The sequence below is a fragment of the Parahoeflea alexandrii genome, assembly GCF_027214025.1.
In the GTDB taxonomy this organism is placed as follows: Bacteria; Pseudomonadota; Alphaproteobacteria; order Rhizobiales; family Rhizobiaceae; genus Hoeflea; species Hoeflea alexandrii_A.
Genome location: NZ_JAPWHB010000003.1, coordinates 151910 through 173845, shown reverse-complemented (window position 1 = coordinate 173845; position 21936 = coordinate 151910). Strand labels below are relative to the sequence as shown.

Here is a 21936-nt window from a genome sequence, read left to right as displayed (position 1 = left end):
CGGACGCTGTCGGTCGGCAAAGAAAAAGCCCGCCCGGGATGACCCGGCGGGCTTTTTGAATTCGGGAATTGCGCGGTCTACTGCTTGACGATCACGCGGGCGTTCTTGCCGGGACGGACGCGGCTGTAGAGATCGATGATGTCCTGGTTCATCAGGCGGATGCAGCCTGACGAGGCGGCGGTGCCGATCGAGTTCCACTCCGGTGTGCCGTGCAGGCGGAACAGCGTGTCTTCACCCTTCTGGTTGAACAGGTAGAGGGCGCGGGCGCCTAGCGGGTTCTTCAGGCCGGGCTTCATGCCGTCATCGCCGTAACGCGCGAGTTCCGGCTTGCGGTCGATCATTTCACGCGGCGGGGTCCAGGTCGGCCATTCCTGCTTCCAGGCGATGTAGGCTTCGCCTTCCCAGGCAAAGCCTGCCTTGCCGACGCCGATGCCGTAGCGGACTGCCTTCTTGCCGGGCAGCACCAGGTAGAGAAAGCGCTTGGGCGTATCGACGATGATCGTGCCGGGCTTCTCGCTAGTGCTGTAGGAAACGATCTGGCGATGGTATTTCTTGTCGATCTTGCTGATCGGAACCGCGGGAATCGCATAGCCGGAATCGGTGACCGAGCCGTATTCCGAGGTGAAGATCTGCGAGGTCGCGCCGGATACGCCGTCCTCGGTGCTCGAAGAGCAACCGGCGAGTGCAAGCGCCGCAACCAGTCCGGCAATGGTAAGGGAAATACGAAGGGTCATTTTGAAAACTTCCGAGAGCAAGGCGTGAACGCCGATTGTGAACCGCGAACCACGTGACGCTTCTTATTTTAATTAAGTCTTAACTATGCAACTGTTTTGGCTGAAAAATTGAAGCTTTCTTCATGCTTTGTCGGAGCGCATTGTTTTTCTGCAACATGCAGCGGCACCTGACATTGCGATAGCCCAAAACCCGTGGCAGGTATAGTCAATGCCGATCGTTTCTCCACATTCCGACAATCCGCTTGTCGATGGCCGCCAGTCGGACCGCGCCATGATGGTGCGACGCGGCGTGCAGCGGCTGTTTTCCGATCTCCGCCTGTCGATGGTGCCTGAATTGCCACTTGCGTCGGGCCGCCGCGCCGATCTGGTTGCGCTCAGTGGAGCCGGCGAGATCTGGATCGTCGAGATCAAATCCTCGATCGAGGATTTCCGCACCGATCGCAAATGGCCCGAATACCGCCAGCATTGCGACCGGCTCTTCTTCGCCACCCATGCCGGCGTGCCTGCGGATCTGTTTCCCGAGGACTGCGGGCTGATCATCGCCGATGAATGGTCCGGCCATCTGCTGCGCGAGGCCCCCGAACACCGTCTCGCGGCGGCCACCCGCAAGGCGATGCTGCTGCGCTTTGCCAGGGCGGCGGCCGACCGGCTTCTGCTCGCCGAACTGGCGGCGGGCTGAAGTCTGACTGTTTTCAGCTGATGATAGGCAGGGTCAGCGCGGCGCGCGCTTGGCCAGAATCCGTTGCAGCGTCCGGCGGTGCATGTTGAGACGCCGGGCGGTTTCCGAGACATTGCGCTCGCACATCTCGTAGACCCGTTGTATATGCTCCCAGCGAACCCTGTCGGCCGACATCGGGTTTTCCGGAACCTCGGCCCGCTCGCCGGGCTTGCGGGTCAGCGCTGCAAACACTTCGTCCGCGTCCGCAGGCTTGGCCAGGTAGTCGATCGCGCCAAGCTTTACCGCGGTCACCGCAGTGGCGATGTTGCCGTAGCCGGTCAGCACGATGATCCTTGTGTCGTCACGGCGTTCGCGGATGGCCTCGATGACATCCAGCCCGTTGCCATCCTGAAGCCGCATGTCCACGACCGCGTATTTCGGCGTCCTGGCTCGCGCTTTCGCAAGACCTTCAGCCACGCTCTCGGCAATCTCCACCTCAAACCCGCGCGTTTCCATGGCGCGGGCGAGCCGGCGCAGGAAGGGTCCGTCATCGTCGACAAGCAGAAGCGTGGCGTCCGGTCCGATGGACTCTTCTTCTGTAGATTGGGCGATATCGCCGGTCATGATTCACCTCGCCGGTGCTGGCAATGCAGGTTTGCACACCCGATTTAATGCGTTTTCACAAATTATCCAGTTCTGAACCCACCTCAAAGCACCTTATCCGCTCCATACAGGTCCATTTTGTCCCTTGGCCAGCTGACTTTCACGTGCGCGCCGGTTGCCGGCGCCGGCCTGTTGGAAAATTCAAGAGACGCTCCGGACCTCTCCAGCAGCGTCTTGGCGATGAACAACCCCAGCCCCAGGCCTCCGCCCTTCTGCCGGTCCTGCCGGTTCTTCCGGTTCATGAAGGGAACCCCGATCTGGGCCAGCACGTCGGGCGCGAAGCCGGGTCCGTCATCATCGATCGAGATCTCCACGCGGTCGCGATCATGGGCGACCGTCACCGTCACTCGGCTGTCGGCAAAATCGACCGCGTTCTCGATCAGGTTGCCCAGTCCGAACAGGATCGCGGGATTGCGCCGGCCAATGGTCTCGCGCATGTCGGACGGGCTGTGGATCACGTCGATGGCAATGCCGAATTCGCGGTGTGGTGCGGTCACTTCCTCGATCAGTGAACCCAGAGGCAGCCGCACCATGTGGGCTTCGTCTTCCGCCGAAAGCGTCGTCAGGCGCCTCAGGATATCGCGGCATCGTTCGGTCTGGCTGCGCAACAGCATCAGGTCATCGGTAAACCGCGGGTCGTCGATGAGCGCCTTCTCCATTTCCCGCGCCACCAGCTGAATGGTCGCCAGCGGGGTTCCGAGCTCGTGTGCCGCCGCTGCCGCCAGGCCGTCCAGTGCCGAGATATGCTGCTCGCGCTGCAGCACGAGTTCGGTCGCCGCCAGCGCATCGGCCAGCTGGTTTGCCTCGGCGGACACCTGGAAGGAGTAGAACGCGGCAAAGGCGGTGGTCGACACGATGGCGATCCAGGCGCCGGCGATGAGAAGATAGGGGACCTCGAAATCGCTGCCGGGAAACCAGGGAAGCGGCAGGGAGTAAAACGCCAGAACCGTCACGGCGGCCACCGACAGGGCGCCAAGGCTCAACGTATGGCGCACCGGTTGTGACGCCGAGGATATGATCACCGGAACGCATAAGAGCACCGAGAACGGATTGGCGAGCCCTCCGGTCATGAACAGCAGGCCCGACAGCTGCAGCACGTCAAACGACAGGATCGCCGTCGCTCCCAGCGGGGGCAACCGGTGGGCGGCGGGAAACCGCACGGACAGGAACACGTTGAGCCAGGCCGAGCAGGCAATCAGCGCGAAACAGAAGAGTTCGGGAACCGGAAATCCATAGCCGTGGGCGATGATCAGCACGGTAAGGCTCTGACCGCTCACCGCCAGCCACCTCAGCCGCGTCAGGGTCTGCAGCCGCAGCCGGTGCCGGATCGAGTGATCCTCAAGAATGGATGGTAGAACCGTCATGGTGCTGATCTAGCGCATCGTCTGCAGGAATCACAATCGGTTTTGCCCGATCCGCTCAGGTGCCGCGTGGCTTGGCGCGATGGGTGGGCGCTGCTTCGGCCGGGTTCTCGGGCCATGGATGGCGCGGGTAGCGGCCGCGCATGTCGGCCCGCACATCGGCCCACGAGCCCCGCCAGAAACCCGGCAGGTCGCGGGTGGTCTGGATTGGCCGGTGCGCCGGCGACAGCAGCTCGAGCGTCAGCGGCAGCCGCCCACCGGCAATCGCCGGATGGCGGGTCTCACCGAACAGCTCCTGCACGCGGATGGCAACCACCGGACTGTCCTCGTCGTAGCGGATCGGCAGCCGCGATCCGGTCGGCGCCTCGTAATGGGTCGGCGCCAGCCGGTCGAGTTCCTTCCGGGCGCCTGGCCCGCACAACGACAGGAGGCCCTCGTTCAGGCCGTCCCGGTCGATCGCCTTGAGCGCCATCACGCCCGGCTGATAGGGCGCGAACCAGGTCTCCAGATCCGCAAGCAGCGCCTCGTCCGAAACATCCGGCCACGGCACGCCGAGGCTCCGGTGCAGAAAGCCGATCCGGTCGCGCAATTGCAGGCCCGCGGTGGAAAACGGCAGCGACTTGAAGCCGAGTCTCCGGATGGCTCCACACATGACCGCCATCGCGGCTGCATCGTCGGGCTTCGGCAGAGGCGTTTCGGCGAGCGTGATGGCGCCCAGCCGGCTGATCCGCCGCGCCCGCACGGCGCCCGACTGCGGATCGAACAGGCATTCCTCGCTCTGTACCGTCCGGCTTTCCAGAACCTCGTCCAGCGCTTCTCCGAACAAGTCCGCCGCGGCGAGGATGCGTGCGGCCTGCGCCTTGCCGCTCATGTCGGCGATCACCAGGAAGTCCGATCCGGCCAGCCGGTCCGTCTCGTCGATCATCGCGCCTCGGCCATTGGCGAGAACGAACTTGCCCCTGGCGCCGCGCTGCCGGGCGATCCGGTCGGGAAAGGCATTGACCAACAACGCCGCCGCCGGGCAGGGATCGGCTGTGGAAGCCTTGCCGCCGGAAAGCCGGGCTGCAAGGGCGCGGGCGGCGGCCCCCCTGGGCGAGCGGTCGGAGCGAAACCGCGACAGACGGACTTCCAGATCCGCATCCTGCCCGCCGAGCCCCTGTTCGGTCAGCAGCACCGCCAGTTCCGCCGCCGCGTATCCGTGCCCCTCTTCCTGTCCCGAAATCACCATCGCGGCGAGCCGCGGCGGCAGTGCCAGCGCGCGCATCCGCTTGCCGCGCTCCGTCAGGTTGCCATCGGCATCGACTGCGCCGAGATTTTGCAGCAACACGCGCGCTTCGCTGATGGCGGCCTCGGGTGGAGTGTCGATAAACCGCAGCTCGCGCGGATCCTTCACCCCCCAGGCCAGGCAATCGAGCACCATGGCCGAGAGGTCGCTCGCCAGCACCTGCGGCGTCGAGAACGCGGGCAGCGCCTTGGTCTGCTCCGCCCGCCAGAGCCGCACCGCGATCCCTGGAGCCGTCCGCCCGGCGCGCCCGGCGCGTTGATGGGCAGAGGCTTGCGCCGCCCGGATGGTTTCGAGCCGGGTGATGCCGGTCGAGGGTTCATACACCGGCTGCCGCACCAGGCCGCTGTCGATGACGATGCGCACGCCGTCGATGGTGATCGAGCTTTCCGCCACCGGGGTGGCGAGCACCACCTTGCGCCGGCCCTCCGGCGCCGGCTTGATCGCCGCGTCCTGCTCCTGCGAACTGAGCCCGCCATAAAGCGGCTGTATGTCGGTGAGCGGACCCAGCCGGCCTTCAAGCCGTGACGCCACCTGCCGGATCTCGCCCTGGCCCGGCAGAAACGCCAGGATCGACCCGCTCTCGCTGCGATGGATCGTCTCGATCGCGCTTGTCATGGAAACCTCGATGCGCTCACCGGCGGGCCGGTCGAGGTGGCGGATCTCGACGGGATGGCTGCGGCCCAGGCTCTCGATCACCGGGCAATCTTCGAGCAGGCCGGCCACCCGGGCCGTGTCCAGCGTCGCCGACATCACCAGGATGCGCAGCTCCTCGCGCAGGCCGGACTGGATGTCGAGCGCCAGCGCCAGGCCGAAATCGGCCTCCAGCGCGCGTTCGTGGAATTCGTCGAAGATCACGCAATCGATGCCCTCGAGATCGGGAGACGACAGCGCCATGCGGGTGAACACCCCCTCGGTGACCACCTCGATGCGGGTCCTGGACGAAACCTTCGTGTCGAGCCGCATCCGGTAGCCGACGGTTTCGCCGACCTCTTCGCCGAGCATCGCCGCCATCCGGCGCGCCGCCGCGCGGGCAGCCAGCCGGCGGGGCTCAATCAGGATGATCTTGCCCTTGAGCCAGGGCTCTTCAGCAAGCACCAGCGGCACCAGCGTGGTCTTGCCCGCGCCGGGCGGTGCGGCGAGAACCGCGTTCGGTGTGACGGCAAGGGCTGCGCGCAAGGGCGCGAGCACATCGGAAACCGGCAGGTCCTTGTAACGGGCGGCAAGATCGCTCACGCCGTGTCGACCTTATGAACCTGCCCGCCAGCTGCGCGGGCATCGTCCTCGTCATGGGTAACCAGCACCACCGGCAGGCCGGCCCGCCGCGCCCGGTCGAACACAAGCTGCCTTGTCTGCTCGCGCAGATTGGCGTCGAGCTTGGAGAACGGCTCGTCAAGCAGCAGCAATCGCGGCCGCGAGACCAGCACGCGCTGCAGCGCAACCCGCGCCTTCTGCCCGCCCGACAGCGTATCGGGATCGCGGTCGCCGAATTCCGCGAGGCCTGCGTCTTCCAGCGCCGCTTCGGCCACCTGCTGGCGCTGCTTGCGGCCCTTGACGTCCTCGGGAATGGCAATGGCGATATTGTCGGCCACGCTCAAATGCGGAAACAAGAGCGGGTCCTGGAACAGGATGCCGGCATGGCGCTTTTCGGCCTCCAGCGCCGTCAGGTCCACGCCGTCCACGATCACCCGGCCGCTGGCCGTGAACGCCGGATCCAGAAACCCGCCGAGATAGGCGAGCAGGGTGGACTTGCCGGAGCCGGAAGGCCCCATCACGGTCAGCGTCTCGCCGCGCCGCACCGTGGCGTCGAGCATCACCAGCACCCGGTCGCCGAGGCAGATATGCACCCGTTCCAGACGAAGTCCCTGATTGTCGGTCACGCTGTCCACTGTCACACCCGCAAGCCTCGCCGGTTGCGGAATAGCAGGCCGGGCAAACCCGTTGCAATGCTGAAAGCCAGAAACGGCAACAGCGTCTGCATGAAGGCATAGACGCCGATCACCCGGCGGTTGCCCCCCGCTGCCAGCGCCACGGCCTCGGTCGTCACCGTGGTCAGCCGCCCGGCGCCGATCAGCACGGTCGGCAGATACTGTCCGACCGAGACCGAGAACCCCACTGCCGCAGCCGTCAGGATGGCCCGCGTCAGCATCGGCAGCCGGATCCGGATCAGGGTCCGCGTCCGGCTCATGCCAAGGCCTGCGGCGATCAGGTCGTGACGGCGGTCATGCGCGCGCCAGGGATCGCTCAGGGACAGGAATACATAAGGTAGCACGAACACCAGATGCGCCAGCACCAGCGCCGAAAAGCTGGCATCGACACCAAGCCAGATCGACAGCACCTGCAGGCCGAACATGAACGAGATCTGCGGCACGATCAGCGGCAGGTAGATCAAGAGAAGCGCCCCGCCGCCGCGGCCCCGGCCGGTCTCGTATTCACGTTCGAGGCAGAGGATCGTCAGCACAAGCGCGATCAGCGTCGAAAGCCCGGCCACCGCCAGGGTCGTGGCCAGCGGTCCGCTCATCCGCGGCAGGGCCTGTATCCATGATCGAAGGCTGAAATCGGCCGGCAGCGCATCGGGAAATTGCCAGAGACCGGAAACCGACCACAGGGCCAGCACCGCAATCCCGCCGAACACGATGAGTGCCGAGGCCATCATGAGGCTCCGGGCGCCCACGCGCAAAACCATGTCCCGCCGCCAGCGCCGCCCCGCCTGGCGGCTGCTGCGGACCAGCAGCGCGCCCATGCGTTCAAACCCGACCCAGGCAAGCAGCGCGGTCAGCGTCACGCCAAGCTGCAGAACCGCGCCGGCGGATGCCAGGAACCGTGTTTCCAGATCCGGATCGTTCATCCAGTCGATCAGCCGTACGGGAAGGGTCGGCGGCAGGTGCGGGCCGAGGATCAGCGCCACGTCGACCACCGAACTGGCATAGGCGACCACGGCAAACACCGCCAGCCGGATCTGCCGGTAGAGCGGCGGCCACAACAGGATGGTGAAGCTGGCGATGCGGCCATAGCCGAGCGAGCGTCCAAGCCGCATGGTCTCGACATGGCGGGTTTGCGGCAGGGCGGCCAGCGTCACCAGGAACAGGAACGGGATTTCCTTGACGATCAGGCCCGCCATCATCGACAGCGCCATCGGGTCGTTGACGATCAGCAGGTCGGGGGGACGGTCGAGCCCGGTCAACCATGGAGAGACCAGCCGCATCAGCATGCCCGAAGGCGCGATCAGGAAGGCGAGGCCGAAGGCCGCAGCCGCGTGCGGCACCGAAAGCAGCGGCGAGATCATCCGCCGCATCCGGGCAAATCCGGCGGTGCCGAGGTCGCTGGCGACAAAGGCCGCCACCGCGCCGAGCGCCATCAGCGTGGTCGCAAGCCCGACAAGGATGGAAAGCAGCGCCGAGCGAAGGATGCCCGGCACCTCGAAAAGCGCCGAGAAGTGCGCTGTCGTGAAACTCTCGCCGCCAAGTTCGGGAAGATAGCCCAGAGCGGGGAGCGTGGTCCCCGCCAGCCCGAAGGCCAGTGGCCCGAGAAGGATTGCCAGTGTCAGCGGCGGCGCCACTCGCGCCAGGCGCACGCCACTGGCCATCTTACAGGGTCCCGCCGTCAGCCGTCACGCCGGTCAGTTGGCGGCACCGTAGCGCTTCAGCCATTCGCCTTCGATGCGCTCCATCCAGTCCGGATGCGGCTCGTCCAGCGCCGGCCCGAGCTCGTCGGGCTTCAGCGTGGCGATGCCGAGATCGAGCGCATCGAACGCCGCGCGGTCGTCGGCCGACAGCTTGTCCATCGACAGCACCGTCGGGTCGCCCCAGACGGCCGGATCCTGCTTGCGGGCCTGGGCTTCCGGTGAAATCAGGAAGTTGGCCAGCACCAGCGCGCCCGCCTTGGCCGAAGCATTGTAGGGAATGGCGACGAAATGGGTGTTGCCCAGCGTGCCGTCGGTATAGGTGAAGGACCGCACGGTGTCGGGCAGTTCGCCCGCCGCGATCCCGGCCGAGGCTTCCGACGGATTGAAGGCGAAGATGATGTCGAGTTCGCCGTCGGCGAGCTTCTGCTTCATGTCGGGGTAGTTCTGCGGATAGGCCTTGCCGCCGCGCCACAGGTTCGGGTGCAGCTTGTCGAGAAAGGCAAACAAGGGCGCCACGTCATCGCTGAAGCTTGCATCATCCACCGGCAGAGCGAGCTTCGACTTGTCGGCGATGGTTTCGATCAGCACCTGCTTGAGGAACGATGAGCCGATGAAATCCGGCGGCTGCGGGTAGGAGAAGCGCCCGGGATTCCGCTGGGTCCATTCCAGCAATTCGGCAGAGGAGTGCGGAACGCTGTCCGCCGGAGTGCGGGTGCTGTCATGAAAGAACACCATCTTGGCGCCGCCCCACGGGCTTTCGAGCCCGTCGGTGGGAATGGTGAAATCGGTCAGGATGGTCGGTTTGTTTTCATGGTCGACATAGGCCCAGTTCGGCAGGCCCGTGGTCCAGTCGGGCGCCATCAGCAGGTCCTGGCGCTTCATTGAGGCGAAGTTCTCGCCATTGATCCAGATGAGATCGACCGATCCGCCCTCGTTCTTGCCCGCGGCCTTTTCGGCCAGAACCTTGGCCACCGCGTTGGCGGTGTCATCGAGTTTCACGTGAACCACTTCGACGCCGAAGCGCTCCTTCAGCGTCTCGCCGGCCCAGTCGATGTAGCTGTTGATGTTCTCGGATCCGCCCCAGGCGTTGAAATACACCGTCTGACCCTTGGCTTCGCCCAGCACCGCGTCCCAGTTGCGCGGATCCGGATCGGCGGCCTTGGCGGCTTGCGAGAGCGCAAGTGTTGCGCTCAGCGCGCCTGCAAGCACGGTCAGGGATTTCAACATGTCAGTCCTCCTCGGCGGCAAATGTCATTCCACACACCACAGGGCCATGATGGCGTCAACAAACGCCCGCGCGCGCTGGCGTCACAATTTGGTGATTCGCACGTGTAGTGGCTGGCTCCGAAACCGTTCCTGGCGCCGTCAGTGCGCCTCGTCCCAGTTCAGAGCCGCCCGCGCGTCGACCTTCAGTGGCACCGCCATGTCGACCGCCGGCATCGCGGCGTTCTCCATGACGTCGACGATCACCGGGATGATCGATGCGGCATCGGCCTCGGCCGCCTCGAATATCAGTTCGTCATGCACCTGCAGCAGCATGCGCGCGTTCTTGCCAGCCTTTTCCAGTGCCGACTCCATCCTCACCATGGCGCGGCGGATGACGTCGGCGGCGGATCCCTGGATCGGCGCGTTGATGGCCGCGCGTTCGTTGAAGGCGCGGACCTGCGGATTGGACGACTTGATCTCGGGATAATGCGCCCGGCGGCCGAAGATCGTCGTCACGTAGCCGCGGTCCTTGGCTTCGGCCTTGGTGGCCTCCATGTAGTCCTTGATCCCCGGGAAACGCTCGAAATACTTCTTGATGTACTCGCCCGCTTCCGAGCGTTCGATGCCGAGCTGGTTGGCGAGGCCGAAGGCGGAGATGCCGTAGATGATGCCGAAATTGATCGCCTTGGCGCGGCGGCGCACCTCCGACGGCATGCCTTCCACCGGCACCCCGAACATTTCCGATGCGGTCATGGCGTGAATGTCGACGCCGTCGGCAAAGGCCTGCGTCAGTTGCGGAATATGGGCAACATGCGCCAGCACTCTGAGCTCGATCTGGCTGTAATCCGCCGAGATCAGCACGTTGCCCGGCTCTGCTATGAAGGCGGTGCGGATCTTGCGGCCTTCAGCGGTGCGCACCGGAATGTTCTGGATGTTCGGGTCCGACGAGGACAACCGCCCAGTGGTGGTCGCCGCCATCGCGAACGAGGTATGCACCCGTTTTGTCTCGGGGTTGATGAACCCGGGCAATGCGTCGGTGTAGGTCGACTTGAGTTTGGTCAGCTGCCGCCAATCGACGATCTTGCGCGGCAGTTCGTGTCCCGCGGCGGCGAGGTCCTCGAGCGCCTGCGCCGTGGTCGACCATTGCCCGGTCTTGGTTTTCGTGCCGCCCGGCAGGCTCATCTTGTCAAACAGGATCTCGCCGAGCTGCTTGGGCGATCCGACATTGAAGTTTTCGCCGGCCAGTTCCTGGATTTCCGCTTCCAGCGCCGCCGCGCCCTGCGCCAGTTCGCCCGACAGCCGCGACAGGATCTGCCGGTCGACGCGGATTCCGTGTTGCTCCATCCGCATCAGCACCGGCGCCAGCGGCCGCTCGAGCCTTTCGTAGACCGATGCCAACCCGTCCGAGACGAGCCGCGGCTTGAGCACGTGCCAGAGCCTGAGCGTCACCTCGGCGTCCTCGGCCGCGTAGGCCGTCGCCTTGTCGATCTGCACTTCGGCGAACGGAATCGCGTTCTTGCCCGAACCGGTCACGTCCTTGTAGGCGATCGTCGTGTGACCGAGCCAGCGATCCGACAGCGAATCCATGCCGTGTCCGCCGACGCCGGCCTCGAGCACGTAGGAAAGCAGCATCGTGTCGTCGAAGCTTTCGATCGAGATGCCGTGCCGCGCCATCACCAGCATGTCGTATTTCAGGTTCTGCCCGATCTTGAGGACGGCCGGGTCCTCGAGCAGCGCCTTGAGTTCATCCAGCGCCTCGCGCATCGGCATCTGGCCGTCCTGCGCGCCGCCGCCGCCGAGCAAGTCGCCGGCGCCGTTGGAATGCATGAGCGGCACGTAGCAGGCCCGGACCTTGAGGTCACCGGTGTCGGGCGCGGTTTCCGGCAGCGCCAGCGAGAAGCCGACCAGTTCGGCCTGCATCGCATCGAGCGAGGTGGTTTCTGTATCGAAAGCGACAAGGCCGCGCTCGCGCGCCATAGCGCACCAGGTCTTGAGCTGATCGATGGTTTGCAAGGTTTCATAGGCCGTGGTGTCGATCTTTGCCGAACCGGCGGCTTCCGCGCGCCTCTTGGCCAGGCCTTGCGGTGTGTCATCGCCCTTTGCTGCTCCCGCGGTCGAGGACGACGCGTTTTCCGCCTGACCGGGATCGAGATCGGGGCCACGCATGTCGGCGGCGGCGTCAACGGCCACTTCCGCCGCATCCACCGCGCTGGCATCGGTTTCCGTGGCATCGGCCACGCGCCGGGTGAGCGAGGTAAATTCCATCCCCTTGAGGAAAGCGACGAGCTTCGGTCCGTCGAGCGGATTGAGCACCAGCTCATCGAGCTTTTCCTTGACCTCGACGTCATCCTTCAGGCGAACCAGCTGGCGCGAAATCCGCGCCTTGTCGGCAAACTCGATGATGTTTTCGCGCCGCTTGTTCTGCTTGATCTCGGAGGCCCGCTCCAGCAGCGTGTCGAGATCGCCGAATTCCTCGATCAGCTGGGCCGCGGTCTTGGGCCCGATCCCGGGAATGCCCGGCACATTGTCCACCGAATCGCCGGTCAGCGCCTGCAGGTCGATCATCTTCTCGGGCGGAACGCCCCATTTTTCGATCACCTCCGGCACGCCGATCTGCCGGTCCTTCATCGAATCATACATCGACACCTGCGGCCCGACGAGCTGCATCAGGTCCTTGTCCGACGAGATCACCGTGACGTCGGCGCCGGCTTCCCGCGCCAGCCGCGCATAGGTGGCGATCAGGTCGTCGGCTTCGAACCCCTCCATCTCGATGCAGGGCAGGTCGAAGGCCCGCGTCGCCTCGCGGATGACGGCGAACTGCGGCACCAGGTCTTCCGGCGGCGCCGAGCGGTTGGCCTTGTATTCGGGATAGAGCTCGTTGCGGAAGGTTTTCGAGGAATAGTCGAAAATCACCGCGAAATGCGTCGGCGTCACCCCGACGGACGTGTCGCGCGCCTCCGACACCAGCTTCCACAGCATGTTGCAGAAACCCGACACCGCGCCGACCGGCAGGCCGTCGGACTTGCGCGTCAGCGGGGGCAGAGCGTGATATGCCCGGAAAATGTATCCGGAGCCGTCGACGAGGAAGAGATGATCACCTTTTTTCATGGCGAAAGGATTAGCGCGGGCCTGTCCCGACGTCCATGCAGTTTGCCACGCTGTGCCGCTTAATTTCGATCAACGGCCGGCCCGCCCCGGGAAATCGCCTTGAAGGATCGGGATAATCTGAGAACCAGCCGGTGACCCCAACCTTTGATACTGGCGGTGTAATCTTGCGTTTTCCGAAACCGTTGCCCCTATGGCCGGAGCAGTCACGATCACACGTTCGTTACAAAACTGTAATGTTCGTGTCCTTGAAAAGCCACATTCACCGGACCAAATGTCAATCACCGGCGAACGAATAAGCCGATGTCTGGAAATCACGGCTCGTCCCCCGCCGCCTCCAGACAATGGACAAGGGCCGCCCCGCCCCCCTTATAGGCCCTTGTCCTGACAATACGCCGCCATGGCCTTCCCCTCCGGCCATGGCGGCTTTTCTTTTGCCTTGTCCCGGCGTTAGTCTCTCTGCTTCTGATTCCCTTCCGGAGCATTCCATGACAGACCTGACCGCCGCCCTTTCCGCTGCCGACGCCAATTTCGATGACGGCCTCGAGCGCCTGTTCGGGCTGCTGCGCATCCAGTCGATCTCCACCGATCCCGCCTATGCGCCGGAATGCCGCCGCGCCGGGCAGTGGCTGGTCGACGAACTGAATTCGCTCGGCTTCGATGCGAGCCTGCGCGACACCACCGGCCATCCGATGGTGGTCGCCCATCATCCCGGTGCCACACCGGACGCGCCGCATTATCTCTTCTACGGTCATTACGACGTGCAGCCGGTCGACCCGCTCGATCTGTGGACCGATCCGCCGTTCGAGCCGGCCATCAAGGAGATCGCACCGGGCCGCAAGGCCATCACCGGCCGCGGTTCCTCCGACGACAAGGGCCAGCTGATGACCTTCGTCGAGGCCTGCCGGGCCTGGAAGGCGGCATCCGGCACGCTGCCGTGCCGCATCACCATTCTGTTCGAGGGCGAGGAGGAATCCGGCTCCCCCTCGCTCAAGCCGTTCCTCGAGGCCAATGCCGACGAGCTCAGGGCCGAGTGCGCGCTCGTCTGCGACACCGGCATGTGGGACCCCGAAACCCCGGCGATCGCCGTGGCGCTGCGCGGTCTGGTGGGCGAGGAGGTGACGATCCACGCCGCCGACCGTGATCTCCATTCCGGTCTTTTCGGCGGCGCGGCCGCCAACCCGCTGCACATCCTGTCGAAGATCCTCGCCGACCTGCACGACGAGACCGGCCGGGTAACGCTTGAGGGCTTTTATGACGGTGTCGAGGAGACGCCGGCGCAGGTGCTGGCAAGCTGGGACAGCCTTGGCCGGACATCGGAAAGTTTCCTCGGTGAAATCGGCCTGTCGGTTCCTTCCGGCGAACAGGGCCGCTCGGTGCTCGAACTCACCTGGGCGCGGCCCACCGCCGAGGTCAACGGCATGTGGGGTGGATACACCGGCGAGGGTTTCAAGACCGTGATCGCCGCCAAGGCGTCCGCCAAGGTCTCTTTCCGGCTCGTCGGCAAGCAGGACCCTGACCAGGTGCGGGCCGCGTTCCGCGCCCATGTCGAGGCCCGCCTGCCGGCCGATTGCACCGCAAGCTACGCTCCGCATGGCAGCTCGCCCGCCATCCAGCTACCGTTTGATTCGCCGGTGGTGACCAAGGCCCGCTCCGCCCTGACCGATGAATGGCCGAAACCCGCGGTGATGATCGGCATGGGCGGTTCCATCCCCATCGTCGGCGATTTCCAGAATATCCTTGGCCTGCAATCGATGCTGTGCGGTTACGGCCTCACCGATGACCGGATCCATTCGCCCAACGAGAAATATGACCTGACTTCCTTTGCCAAGGGAATCCGCTCGTGGGTCCGCATTCTCGATGCCCTGTCCGTGCGCTGATGCGCGTCTGGTGCCGGTGAAAACGCTGGCCGCTGAACTTCTCGAAGGGGTGGTTTCCTTAACCACCCCTTAAATCGTCGCATTTAGGGTGTTTTCACATCGCCGGGCAGTTTCGGAATGGGGCAATTCAGGTCCCGGTTGCGAAATTGCTGTGAAACCAAACCCCGGATCCTTGCCGCATCTCCCCTGTTTGCGCGGCCTGCCGGGACAAGACAGCATCCGGACCCTTCATGGCGCGCAAGAAGACCACCCGAAGCCGCATCGAGCCCTCGTTCGAGGGTTCGCGTTCGCAGGGCAGTTCGCGCACCATGGCCGATGAGCGTGTTGCCGGCAAAACCACGGCCAAGTCTGCCTCCGCCAAAAGCCGCAAGAAGCCGCAGTCCAGGGCCCGCAAGCCGAAGGGTCGCACGTCGCGCGGCCGCATCACCGGTGCGTTGCGCTCAATGGCCTACTGGTGCTGCGTGCTTGGCATCTGGGGCGGCATCGCCATTGCCGGGGTGGTCGCATTCTACGGCGCCCGCATGCCGAGCGCGGCAACATGGTCGATCCCCGACCGTCCCCCGAACGTCAAGATCGTCTCCGTCAACGGCGAGACCATGGCCAATCGCGGCGCCACCGGCGGCGAAGCCTTGTTGCTGGGCGACATGTCGCCCTACATCCCCGAAGCCGTGATCGCCATTGAGGACCGCCGCTTCTATTCGCATTTTGGCGTCGATCCGATCGGACTGGCGCGGGCCATGGTGTCCAATGTCATGGCTGGCCGCATGGTCCAGGGCGGCTCCACGCTGACCCAGCAGCTGGCCAAGAACCTGTTCCTGTCGCCGGAGCGCACGCTCGAACGCAAGGTGCAGGAGGTGCTGCTGTCGCTGTGGCTCGAGCATCGCTTCACCAAGGACCAGATCCTCGAGATGTATCTCAATCGGGTGTTCTTCGGATCCGGCGCCTACGGCGTTGAGGCGGCGTCGCGTCGCTATTTCCGCAAGCCCGCCCGCGATGTGTCATTGGCCGAGGCGGCACTGCTGGCCGGCCTGCTCAAGGCGCCGTCGCGGCTCTCGCCGGCCCGCGATCCCAAGGCCGCCGAAGCCCGCGCGCAGGTGGTGCTGGCCGCCATGCGCGAGCAGGGAGTGGTCTCCGACACCGAGATCGCCACGGCGCTGACCAGCCCGCAGGTGCGCGCCAAGAGCTACTGGACCGGTTCGGAGAACTATGTTGCTGATCTGGTGATGGAACGCCTGCCGGACCTGGTCGGCAAGATCACCGAGGATCTCGTGGTCGACACCACGATCGATTTCCAGCTTCAGCACGAGGCTGAGAAGGTGTTGCGGGCAACGCTGGAGGAAAACGGCGCCAAGCTCAGGGTCGGCCAGGGCGCGCTTGTATCCATCGATGGCACCGGCGCGGTCCGGGCGCTGATCGGCGGCCGGGAATACGCCACCAGCCAGTTCGACCGCGCGACCGACGCGCTTCGCCAGCCCGGATCCGCCTTCAAGCCGTTTGTCTATGCCGCAGCCCTCGAGCAGGGCCGCACGCCCTTGTCGGTGCGCAATGATGCGCCGGTGAGGATAGGCAAGTGGACGCCCGAAAACTACGACGGCAAGTACCGCGGCCAGGTCACGCTTTCCGACGCCCTGACACACTCGCTCAACACGGTTGCGGCCCAAATGGTGATGGAAGTCGGCCCGAAGACGGTGGTGCAGACGGCCCGGCGGCTGGGCATCGAGGCCCCGATGAAGGCCAATGCCTCGATTGCGCTCGGCACGTCCGAAGTCACGCTTCTGGAACTGACCGGCGCCTATGCCCCGTTCATGAACGGCGGCTACAAGGCCACGCCGCATGTCATCCGCCGCGTCTCCACCCATGATGGCAAGGTGCTTTACGAAAACACCTATGACAATCCGCCACGCGTCATCGATCCCGCCGTTGCCGCGATGATGAACCAGATGCTTGTGCGCGTGGTGGAGGAGGGAACCGGCCGCAAGGCGAAGTTTGACGGCTGGCCGGCCGCCGGCAAGACCGGAACCACCCAGTCCTACCGCGATGCGCTGTTTGTCGGCTACACCGCCAACCTGGTGACCGGCGTCTGGTTCGGCAACGACGACGGCAAGCCGATGAAGAATGTCACCGGTGGCGGTCTTCCGGCCGAAACCTGGAAGGAGTTCATGCAGGCAGCCCATTCCGGGGTGCCGCCCGCTGCATTGCCTGTTGGCGGGGCGATGCCGCCCGTTGCAATCGGTGCGCCCGGGTCGGAAGGCGCCGATCCCGTGGCAGGTCTGGTGCGCGATCTGGCCCCGGTTCCGGTTTCGCGTGACGCCACCGGCGCCACCGACGGCAATTTCCTGACGCCGCCTGCCGACATAGGTTCCGCGCCGTTGCAGCCGGCGGGCAGCAAGCGAACCACCCTGCTTGATATCCTGATGGGCAATTGACAACCAATCAGGCCACATATGCCCGAAAAAACAGGCAATAGCGTGCAAACTGCGTTTCCCATGACGCTTGCAGTCTGGAAGTGACATTCTTATATACGGCTCAACGCTTCCGGCGAGCGCCGCACCCGCGGTCTTGGCTTTGGCGGCGGAAACGGATGAGCAGATTGTCCTGTTTTCAAATAGTGTCCCGTTAGGGGCTGTCGAATGGAACGCCTGACCGGGTCCCGGCAGCTCGCTTCAAGGAGAATTCAATATGGCTAAAGTAATCGGTATCGACCTCGGAACCACCAATTCCTGCGTCGCAGTCATGGACGGCAAGGATGCCCGCGTGATTGAAAACGCGGAAGGCGCCCGCACCACCCCGTCGATGGTGGCATTCAGTGACGACGGCGAACGTCTGGTCGGCCAGCCGGCCAAGCGGCAGGCGGTGACTAACCCGGAAAACACGCTTTTTGCGGTCAAGCGCCTGATCGGCCGCCGGTTTGAAGACAAGGCTGTTGCCAAGGACCAGGAACTGGTTCCCTTCAAGATCGTCCGCGGCGACAATGGCGATGCGTGGGTGGAGGCAAATGGCGAAAGCTACTCGCCGGCCCAGATCTCGGCGATGATCCTGCAGAAGATGAAGGAAACCGCTGAATCCTACCTCGGCGAAAAGGTCGAGAAGGCCGTCATCACGGTTCCCGCCTACTTCAACGACGCCCAGCGTCAGGCCACCAAGGATGCCGGCAAGATTGCAGGCCTCGAGGTGCTGCGCATCATCAACGAGCCCACCGCTGCGGCGCTCGCCTACGGCCTCGACAAGACCGAAGGCAAGACCATAGCGGTCTACGACCTTGGCGGCGGCACCTTCGACGTCTCGATCCTCGAGATCGGTGATGGCGTCTTCGAAGTGAAGTCGACCAATGGCGACACCTTCCTGGGTGGCGAAGATTTCGACATGCGCCTCGTCAGCTATCTGGCCGACGAGTTCAAGAAAGACCAGGGTATTGACCTGAAGAAGGACAAACTCGCTCTGCAGCGCCTCAAGGAAGCCGCCGAGAAAGCCAAGATCGAGCTTTCCTCTGCATCGCAGACCGAAATCAACCTGCCATTTATCACTGCCGATGCCTCGGGCCCGAAGCACCTGACCCTGAAGCTCAGCCGCTCCAAGTTCGAGAGCCTGGTCGATGATTTTGTCCAGCGCACCATTGCGCCCTGCAAGGCAGCGCTCAAGGATGCCGGTCTTCAGGCCGGAGACATCGACGAAGTGGTTCTGGTTGGCGGCATGACCCGCATGCCCAAGATCCAGGAAGTGGTGAAGAAGTTCTTCGGCAAGGAGCCTCACAAGGGCGTCAACCCGGATGAAGTGGTTGCCATGGGCGCCGCCATTCAGGCCGGCGTGCTGCAGGGCGACGTCAAGGACGTTCTGCTGCTCGACGTGACCCCGCTGTCGCTCGGTATCGAAACGCTGGGTGGCGTGTTCACCCGTCTGATCGACCGCAACACCACGATCCCGACCAAGAAGAGCCAGGTCTTCTCCACCGCCGAAGACAATCAGAACGCGGTGACGATCCGGGTCTTCCAGGGCGAGCGCGAAATGGCTGCCGACAACAAGATCCTCGGCCAGTTCGACCTCGTCGGCATTCCGCCCGCACCGCGCGGCGTGCCGCAGATCGAAGTGACGTTCGATATCGACGCCAACGGCATCGTCAACGTCTCGGCCAAGGACAAGGGCACGGGCAAGGAACACCAGATCCGCATCCAGGCATCCGGTGGTCTTTCCGACGCCGACATCGACGCCATGATCAAGGAAGCCGAGGCAAATGCCGAGGCCGACAAGAAGCGCCGTGCCGTCGTCGAGGCCAAGAACCAGGGCGAAAGCCTGATCCACTCTTCGGAACAGTCGCTCAAGGACTATGGCGACAAGGTTTCGGAAGAGGATCGTACCGCCATCGCCGACGCGATTGCAGCGCTGAAGGCCGCGGTGGAAGCCGAGGAGCCTGATGCGGACGACATCCAGGCCAAGAGCCAGACCCTCATGGAAGTGTCCATGAAGCTTGGCCAGGCCATGTACGAGCAGAGCCAGGCTGAAGAAGGCGCTGGCGAGGCCGACAGTGATGAGAAAATCGTCGATGCAGACTTCGAGGAAGTCGACAGCGACGATGATGAGAAAAAGTCGGCCTGATTGTCGATCTGACATCACGCGAGAATGAAGGAGGGTCCCCTTGGTGGGGCCCTTTTCGCGTTTACGATGATCTGAATTTCCAGTTGTTGGTGCGTGTTTCACACTTTAGTTGATTATGGACAATGGTGTTTTCACCAAATCTGAAGGTGTATCCGGTTAACAAACTTGGATGACGGAGACACGGGCGGAAGGTTGTTCCAGCGTTTGGGGCAAACCTGTCTCGATGATTGGAGTGTTTTGTGCGGCAGAACTACAGACTGTTCGGAGTATGGAGACTTCTGGCCGCGATGTTGGTGATGGCCTACCACTTCTCGCATTTCGCACCCAATCCGGAACCCATTGTCAAATGGTTCGAGCACATGCTGCCGTTGCTTGACATGTTCTTCATAATGTCCGGCTTTCTGATTTTCGAGCACTACGGCCGGATGGAAAACACGGGCGAAAATTACGTCCTGTTCCTGATCAAGCGGCTCTCGCGGCTCTATCCGCTTCACCTGATCACGCTCATGTTTTTCGTGGCGTTCGGCGTGCTCGTGCATCTAGGACTGCTGCATTCCCAGGGTGCTGACACACGCTATGCCTTTTCGGCCCTGCCTGCGAACCTGTTGCTGATCCAGGCTTGGGGCGTCGATTCCGAATTGACCTTCAACTATGTGTCCTGGTCGCTGTCGGGGGAATGGTTCGCCTACCTGATCTTTCCGGTCGTGCTTTTTGCCCATGCCCGGGGCCGGGCAATGGGGTTGGCGCTGTTGGTGGCGACCATCATCATTGCTCTGGAAGTCGCGGATGCCGGCGCAACCGAACAATATGATTTCTGGTTCGACACCAAATTGTGGGCGGCCTACAGGGTAGCCGCGGATTTCACCTTCGGGGCATTCCTGTGCGTGATCACGCGGCAATTGAAGGTGCCGCCGCGCTGCCAATGGCTAGCCTGGGGCATGCTCGGCTGCGTGTTTGCCGCCATGTTCTCTGATGCAAATATCTATCTCACCCTTGCCATGTTCGGCGTAGCCATCGTTCTTGCTGCGCTCGCGGACCGGACCGGAAAGGATGAAACCGCATGGCTCGAGCCGCTCATGCCGGTGGCAGCGGTCTCGTTCGGCGTCTATCTCTGGCATCCGGTGATCGAGCTCTTCGCCTACTCCCTGTTCTGGAAACGCCTGTTTGGCATTGATGATCCCGTGTTGTTCTGGATCTACATGCCACTTCCCATGGTGATCACCATCGCTGTGGCTTTGGTGTCTGCGCGCCGGTTCGAGCGGCCGGTGGGCAAGTGGATCGAAACATCGCTGACGCGGCTCACCGGAGGTCGCTTTCCATCCCGGCAACAGGCCTGAAACCGGCTTGTCCGCAGACTATCCGGGGTTTTGGGGGCTAGAATTTTTCTCGACGAGTGACTACATGACAGGAGAGCGCGCTCAGGCGCGGGTTCCGCTTGCGCAATTCAGGCGGAGCATGTGTGAGTTCTTGTGTGTCCATCGAGCTGCGGCATCGTAATGGACGCTCCCGGAAGAGAGATTGACGAATACTATGGCCAAGCCAGACTATTACGAAACGCTTGGTGTGGCGCGTGGCGCGGACGAGAAAGAGCTGAAAAGCGCTTACCGCAAGCTCGCCATGAAATACCATCCGGACAAGAATCCCGGCAACGCTGATGCCGAGCACAAGTTCAAGGAAGTCAGCGAGGCTTACGAGACCCTGAAGGATCCGCAGAAGCGCGCGGCCTATGACCGGTTCGGCCATGCTGCCTTCGAGCAGGGTGGTCCCGGCGGAATGGGCGGCGGCTTTGGCGGCGGCGGTTTCTCCGACATCTTCGAGGATATCTTCGGCGAGATGATGGGTGGCCGCGGCGGTCGCCGGTCGTCCGGTGGCCGCGAGCGCGGCGCCGATCTTCGCTACAACATGGAAATCTCGCTCGAGGAAGCCTATACCGGCAAGACCGCGCAGATCAGGGTTCCCACCTCGATAACGTGTGACGCCTGTTCCGGCTCGGGAGCCAAGCCCGGCACCCAGCCGACCACCTGTTCCACCTGCGGCGGTGCCGGCAGGGTGCGCGCGGCACAAGGCTTCTTCTCCGTTGAGCGCACCTGTCCGACCTGCCACGGCCGTGGCCAGACCATCACCGATCCGTGCACCAAGTGCGCCGGCCAGGGCCGGGTGACCGAGGAGCGCTCGCTCTCGGTCAACATCCCCGCCGGCATCGAGGACGGCACCCGCATCAGGCTGTCGGGCGAAGGCGAGGCCGGCATGCGCGGAGGTCCCTCGGGTGATCTCTACATTTTCCTGTCGGTGCGTCCGCATGCCGTGTTTCAGCGAGAAGGCGCCGATCTCTATTGCTCGGTTCCGATTTCAATGACCACTGCCGCGCTTGGCGGCAAGTTCGACATCACCACGATGGACGGAGCCCGCTCGCGGGTGACGGTGCCCGAAGGCACCCAGCCCGGCAAGGAACTGCGTCTGCGCGGCAAGGGCATGCCGGTGCTGCGGTCCGCGCAGTTCGGCGATCTCTATGTCCGGATCACCATCGAAACGCCGCAGAAGCTGTCCAAGCGGCAGCGTGAATTGTTGATGGAGTTCCAGGAACTGTCTTCCAAGGAGACAAGCCCCGAATCCACCGGCTTCTTTTCAAAAATGAAGGGCTTCTTTGACACGATGTCGGATTAAGCCCCCGGGCTAGAGCCGATCATCTATGGCTGGAAGCGATTTGATGGACAGGATTTTTCGTGTCAGCGAGGAAAACCGCAAGCGCGATGCAGCGCATCGTGCGAGGATTTTGACGACGCTGGCGCGGAAAAGACGTCCAAGCCTGGTGAATCGGGAAGCTAGTCCAGA

At 63.7% G+C, this 21936-nt stretch carries 14 protein-coding genes; 6 read left to right on the top strand and 8 right to left on the bottom strand.

Going from position 1 to position 21936, the window contains the following annotated elements:
- Positions 1–77 precede the first annotated feature (77 nt).
- Positions 78–734, bottom strand: coding sequence for a L,D-transpeptidase (locus tag O4H62_RS11250; RefSeq protein ID WP_269387832.1), 657 nt, complete (start codon positions 732–734; stop codon positions 78–80).
- Between the two features lie 208 nt (positions 735–942).
- Here O4H62_RS11250 and O4H62_RS11245 point away from each other — a divergent pair, with 208 nt between their 5' ends.
- Positions 943–1413, top strand: coding sequence for an MmcB family DNA repair protein (locus O4H62_RS11245; RefSeq protein ID WP_269387831.1), 471 nt, complete (start codon positions 943–945; stop codon positions 1411–1413).
- A gap of 33 nt (positions 1414–1446) precedes the next feature.
- Here O4H62_RS11245 and O4H62_RS11240 read toward each other — a convergent pair whose 3' ends face one another.
- The 7 genes from O4H62_RS11240 to polA all read right to left on the bottom strand — a co-directional run bounded on the left by O4H62_RS11240 (position 1447) and on the right by polA (position 12637).
- Entirely contained in the window at positions 1447–2016 is a 570-nt protein-coding gene (locus O4H62_RS11240; protein ID WP_269387829.1) for an ActR/PrrA/RegA family redox response regulator transcription factor, read from the bottom strand.
- 83 nt (positions 2017–2099) lie between these two features.
- Entirely contained in the window at positions 2100–3419 is a 1320-nt protein-coding gene (locus O4H62_RS11235; protein ID WP_269387827.1) for an ActS/PrrB/RegB family redox-sensitive histidine kinase, read from the bottom strand.
- Between the two features lie 55 nt (positions 3420–3474).
- Complete coding sequence (gene hrpB / locus O4H62_RS11230; RefSeq protein WP_269387825.1) at positions 3475–5934, bottom strand: ATP-dependent helicase HrpB; 2460 nt, start codon at positions 5932–5934, stop codon at positions 3475–3477.
- Complete coding sequence (locus O4H62_RS11225; RefSeq protein ID WP_430538431.1) at positions 5931–6587, bottom strand: ATP-binding cassette domain-containing protein; 657 nt, start codon at positions 6585–6587, stop codon at positions 5931–5933. The genes hrpB and O4H62_RS11225 overlap by 4 nt, the downstream gene beginning before the upstream one ends.
- A 2-nt stretch (positions 6588–6589) precedes the next feature.
- The gene (locus O4H62_RS11220; RefSeq protein WP_269387823.1) at positions 6590–8284 is read right to left on the bottom strand and encodes an ABC transporter permease; all 1695 of its coding nucleotides are present in this window, start codon (positions 8282–8284) and stop codon (positions 6590–6592) included.
- A gap of 33 nt (positions 8285–8317) precedes the next feature.
- The gene (locus tag O4H62_RS11215) at positions 8318–9550 is read right to left on the bottom strand and encodes an ABC transporter substrate-binding protein (protein ID WP_430538419.1); all 1233 of its coding nucleotides are present in this window, start codon (positions 9548–9550) and stop codon (positions 8318–8320) included.
- Positions 9551–9688: 138 nt separating this feature from the next.
- Positions 9689–12637, bottom strand: coding sequence for a DNA polymerase I (gene polA, locus O4H62_RS11210; protein ID WP_269387822.1), 2949 nt, complete (start codon positions 12635–12637; stop codon positions 9689–9691).
- 485 nt (positions 12638–13122) lie between these two features.
- On the opposite strand from polA, the gene O4H62_RS11205 reads away from it, so the two are divergent.
- From O4H62_RS11205 to dnaJ, 5 genes are all read left to right on the top strand, one after another.
- On the top strand, positions 13123–14514 hold the full coding sequence (locus O4H62_RS11205; RefSeq protein ID WP_269387821.1) for a M20/M25/M40 family metallo-hydrolase: 1392 nt from the start codon (positions 13123–13125) through the stop codon (positions 14512–14514).
- A gap of 230 nt (positions 14515–14744) precedes the next feature.
- Positions 14745–16940 (top strand): transglycosylase domain-containing protein, encoded by a 2196-nt coding sequence (locus tag O4H62_RS11200; protein ID WP_269387819.1) that lies wholly within the window; start codon positions 14745–14747, stop codon positions 16938–16940.
- Between the two features lie 253 nt (positions 16941–17193).
- Positions 17194–19104, top strand: a complete 1911-nt coding sequence (gene dnaK / locus O4H62_RS11195) for a molecular chaperone DnaK (RefSeq protein WP_269387818.1) — start codon at positions 17194–17196, stop codon at positions 19102–19104.
- Between the two features lie 239 nt (positions 19105–19343).
- Positions 19344–20441 (top strand): acyltransferase family protein, encoded by a 1098-nt coding sequence (locus O4H62_RS11190; protein ID WP_269387817.1) that lies wholly within the window; start codon positions 19344–19346, stop codon positions 20439–20441.
- A 193-nt stretch (positions 20442–20634) separates the two neighbouring features.
- Positions 20635–21768, top strand: coding sequence for a molecular chaperone DnaJ (gene dnaJ / locus O4H62_RS11185; protein ID WP_269388565.1), 1134 nt, complete (start codon positions 20635–20637; stop codon positions 21766–21768).
- The last annotated feature ends 168 nt before the right edge of the window (positions 21769–21936 follow it).

Excerpts from the sequence above, each read along its gene's own strand:
- O4H62_RS11250 (WP_269387832.1), bottom strand. The coding sequence starts at position 734 with ATGACCCTTCGTATTTCCCTTACCATTGCCGGACTGGTTGCGGCGCTT.
- O4H62_RS11245 (WP_269387831.1), top strand. The coding sequence starts at position 943 with ATGCCGATCGTTTCTCCACATTCCGACAATCCGCTTGTCGATGGCCGC.
- O4H62_RS11240 (WP_269387829.1), bottom strand. The coding sequence starts at position 2,016 with ATGACCGGCGATATCGCCCAATCTACAGAAGAAGAGTCCATCGGACCG.
- O4H62_RS11235 (WP_269387827.1), bottom strand. The coding sequence starts at position 3,419 with ATGACGGTTCTACCATCCATTCTTGAGGATCACTCGATCCGGCACCGG.
- O4H62_RS11220 (WP_269387823.1), bottom strand. The coding sequence starts at position 8,284 with ATGGCCAGTGGCGTGCGCCTGGCGCGAGTGGCGCCGCCGCTGACACTG.
- O4H62_RS11215 (WP_430538419.1), bottom strand. The coding sequence starts at position 9,550 with ATGTTGAAATCCCTGACCGTGCTTGCAGGCGCGCTGAGCGCAACACTT.
- polA (WP_269387822.1), bottom strand. The coding sequence starts at position 12,637 with ATGAAAAAAGGTGATCATCTCTTCCTCGTCGACGGCTCCGGATACATT.
- O4H62_RS11205 (WP_269387821.1), top strand. The coding sequence starts at position 13,123 with ATGACAGACCTGACCGCCGCCCTTTCCGCTGCCGACGCCAATTTCGAT.
- O4H62_RS11200 (WP_269387819.1), top strand. The coding sequence starts at position 14,745 with ATGGCGCGCAAGAAGACCACCCGAAGCCGCATCGAGCCCTCGTTCGAG.
- dnaK (WP_269387818.1), top strand. The coding sequence starts at position 17,194 with ATGGCTAAAGTAATCGGTATCGACCTCGGAACCACCAATTCCTGCGTC.
- dnaJ (WP_269388565.1), top strand. The coding sequence starts at position 20,635 with ATGGCCAAGCCAGACTATTACGAAACGCTTGGTGTGGCGCGTGGCGCG.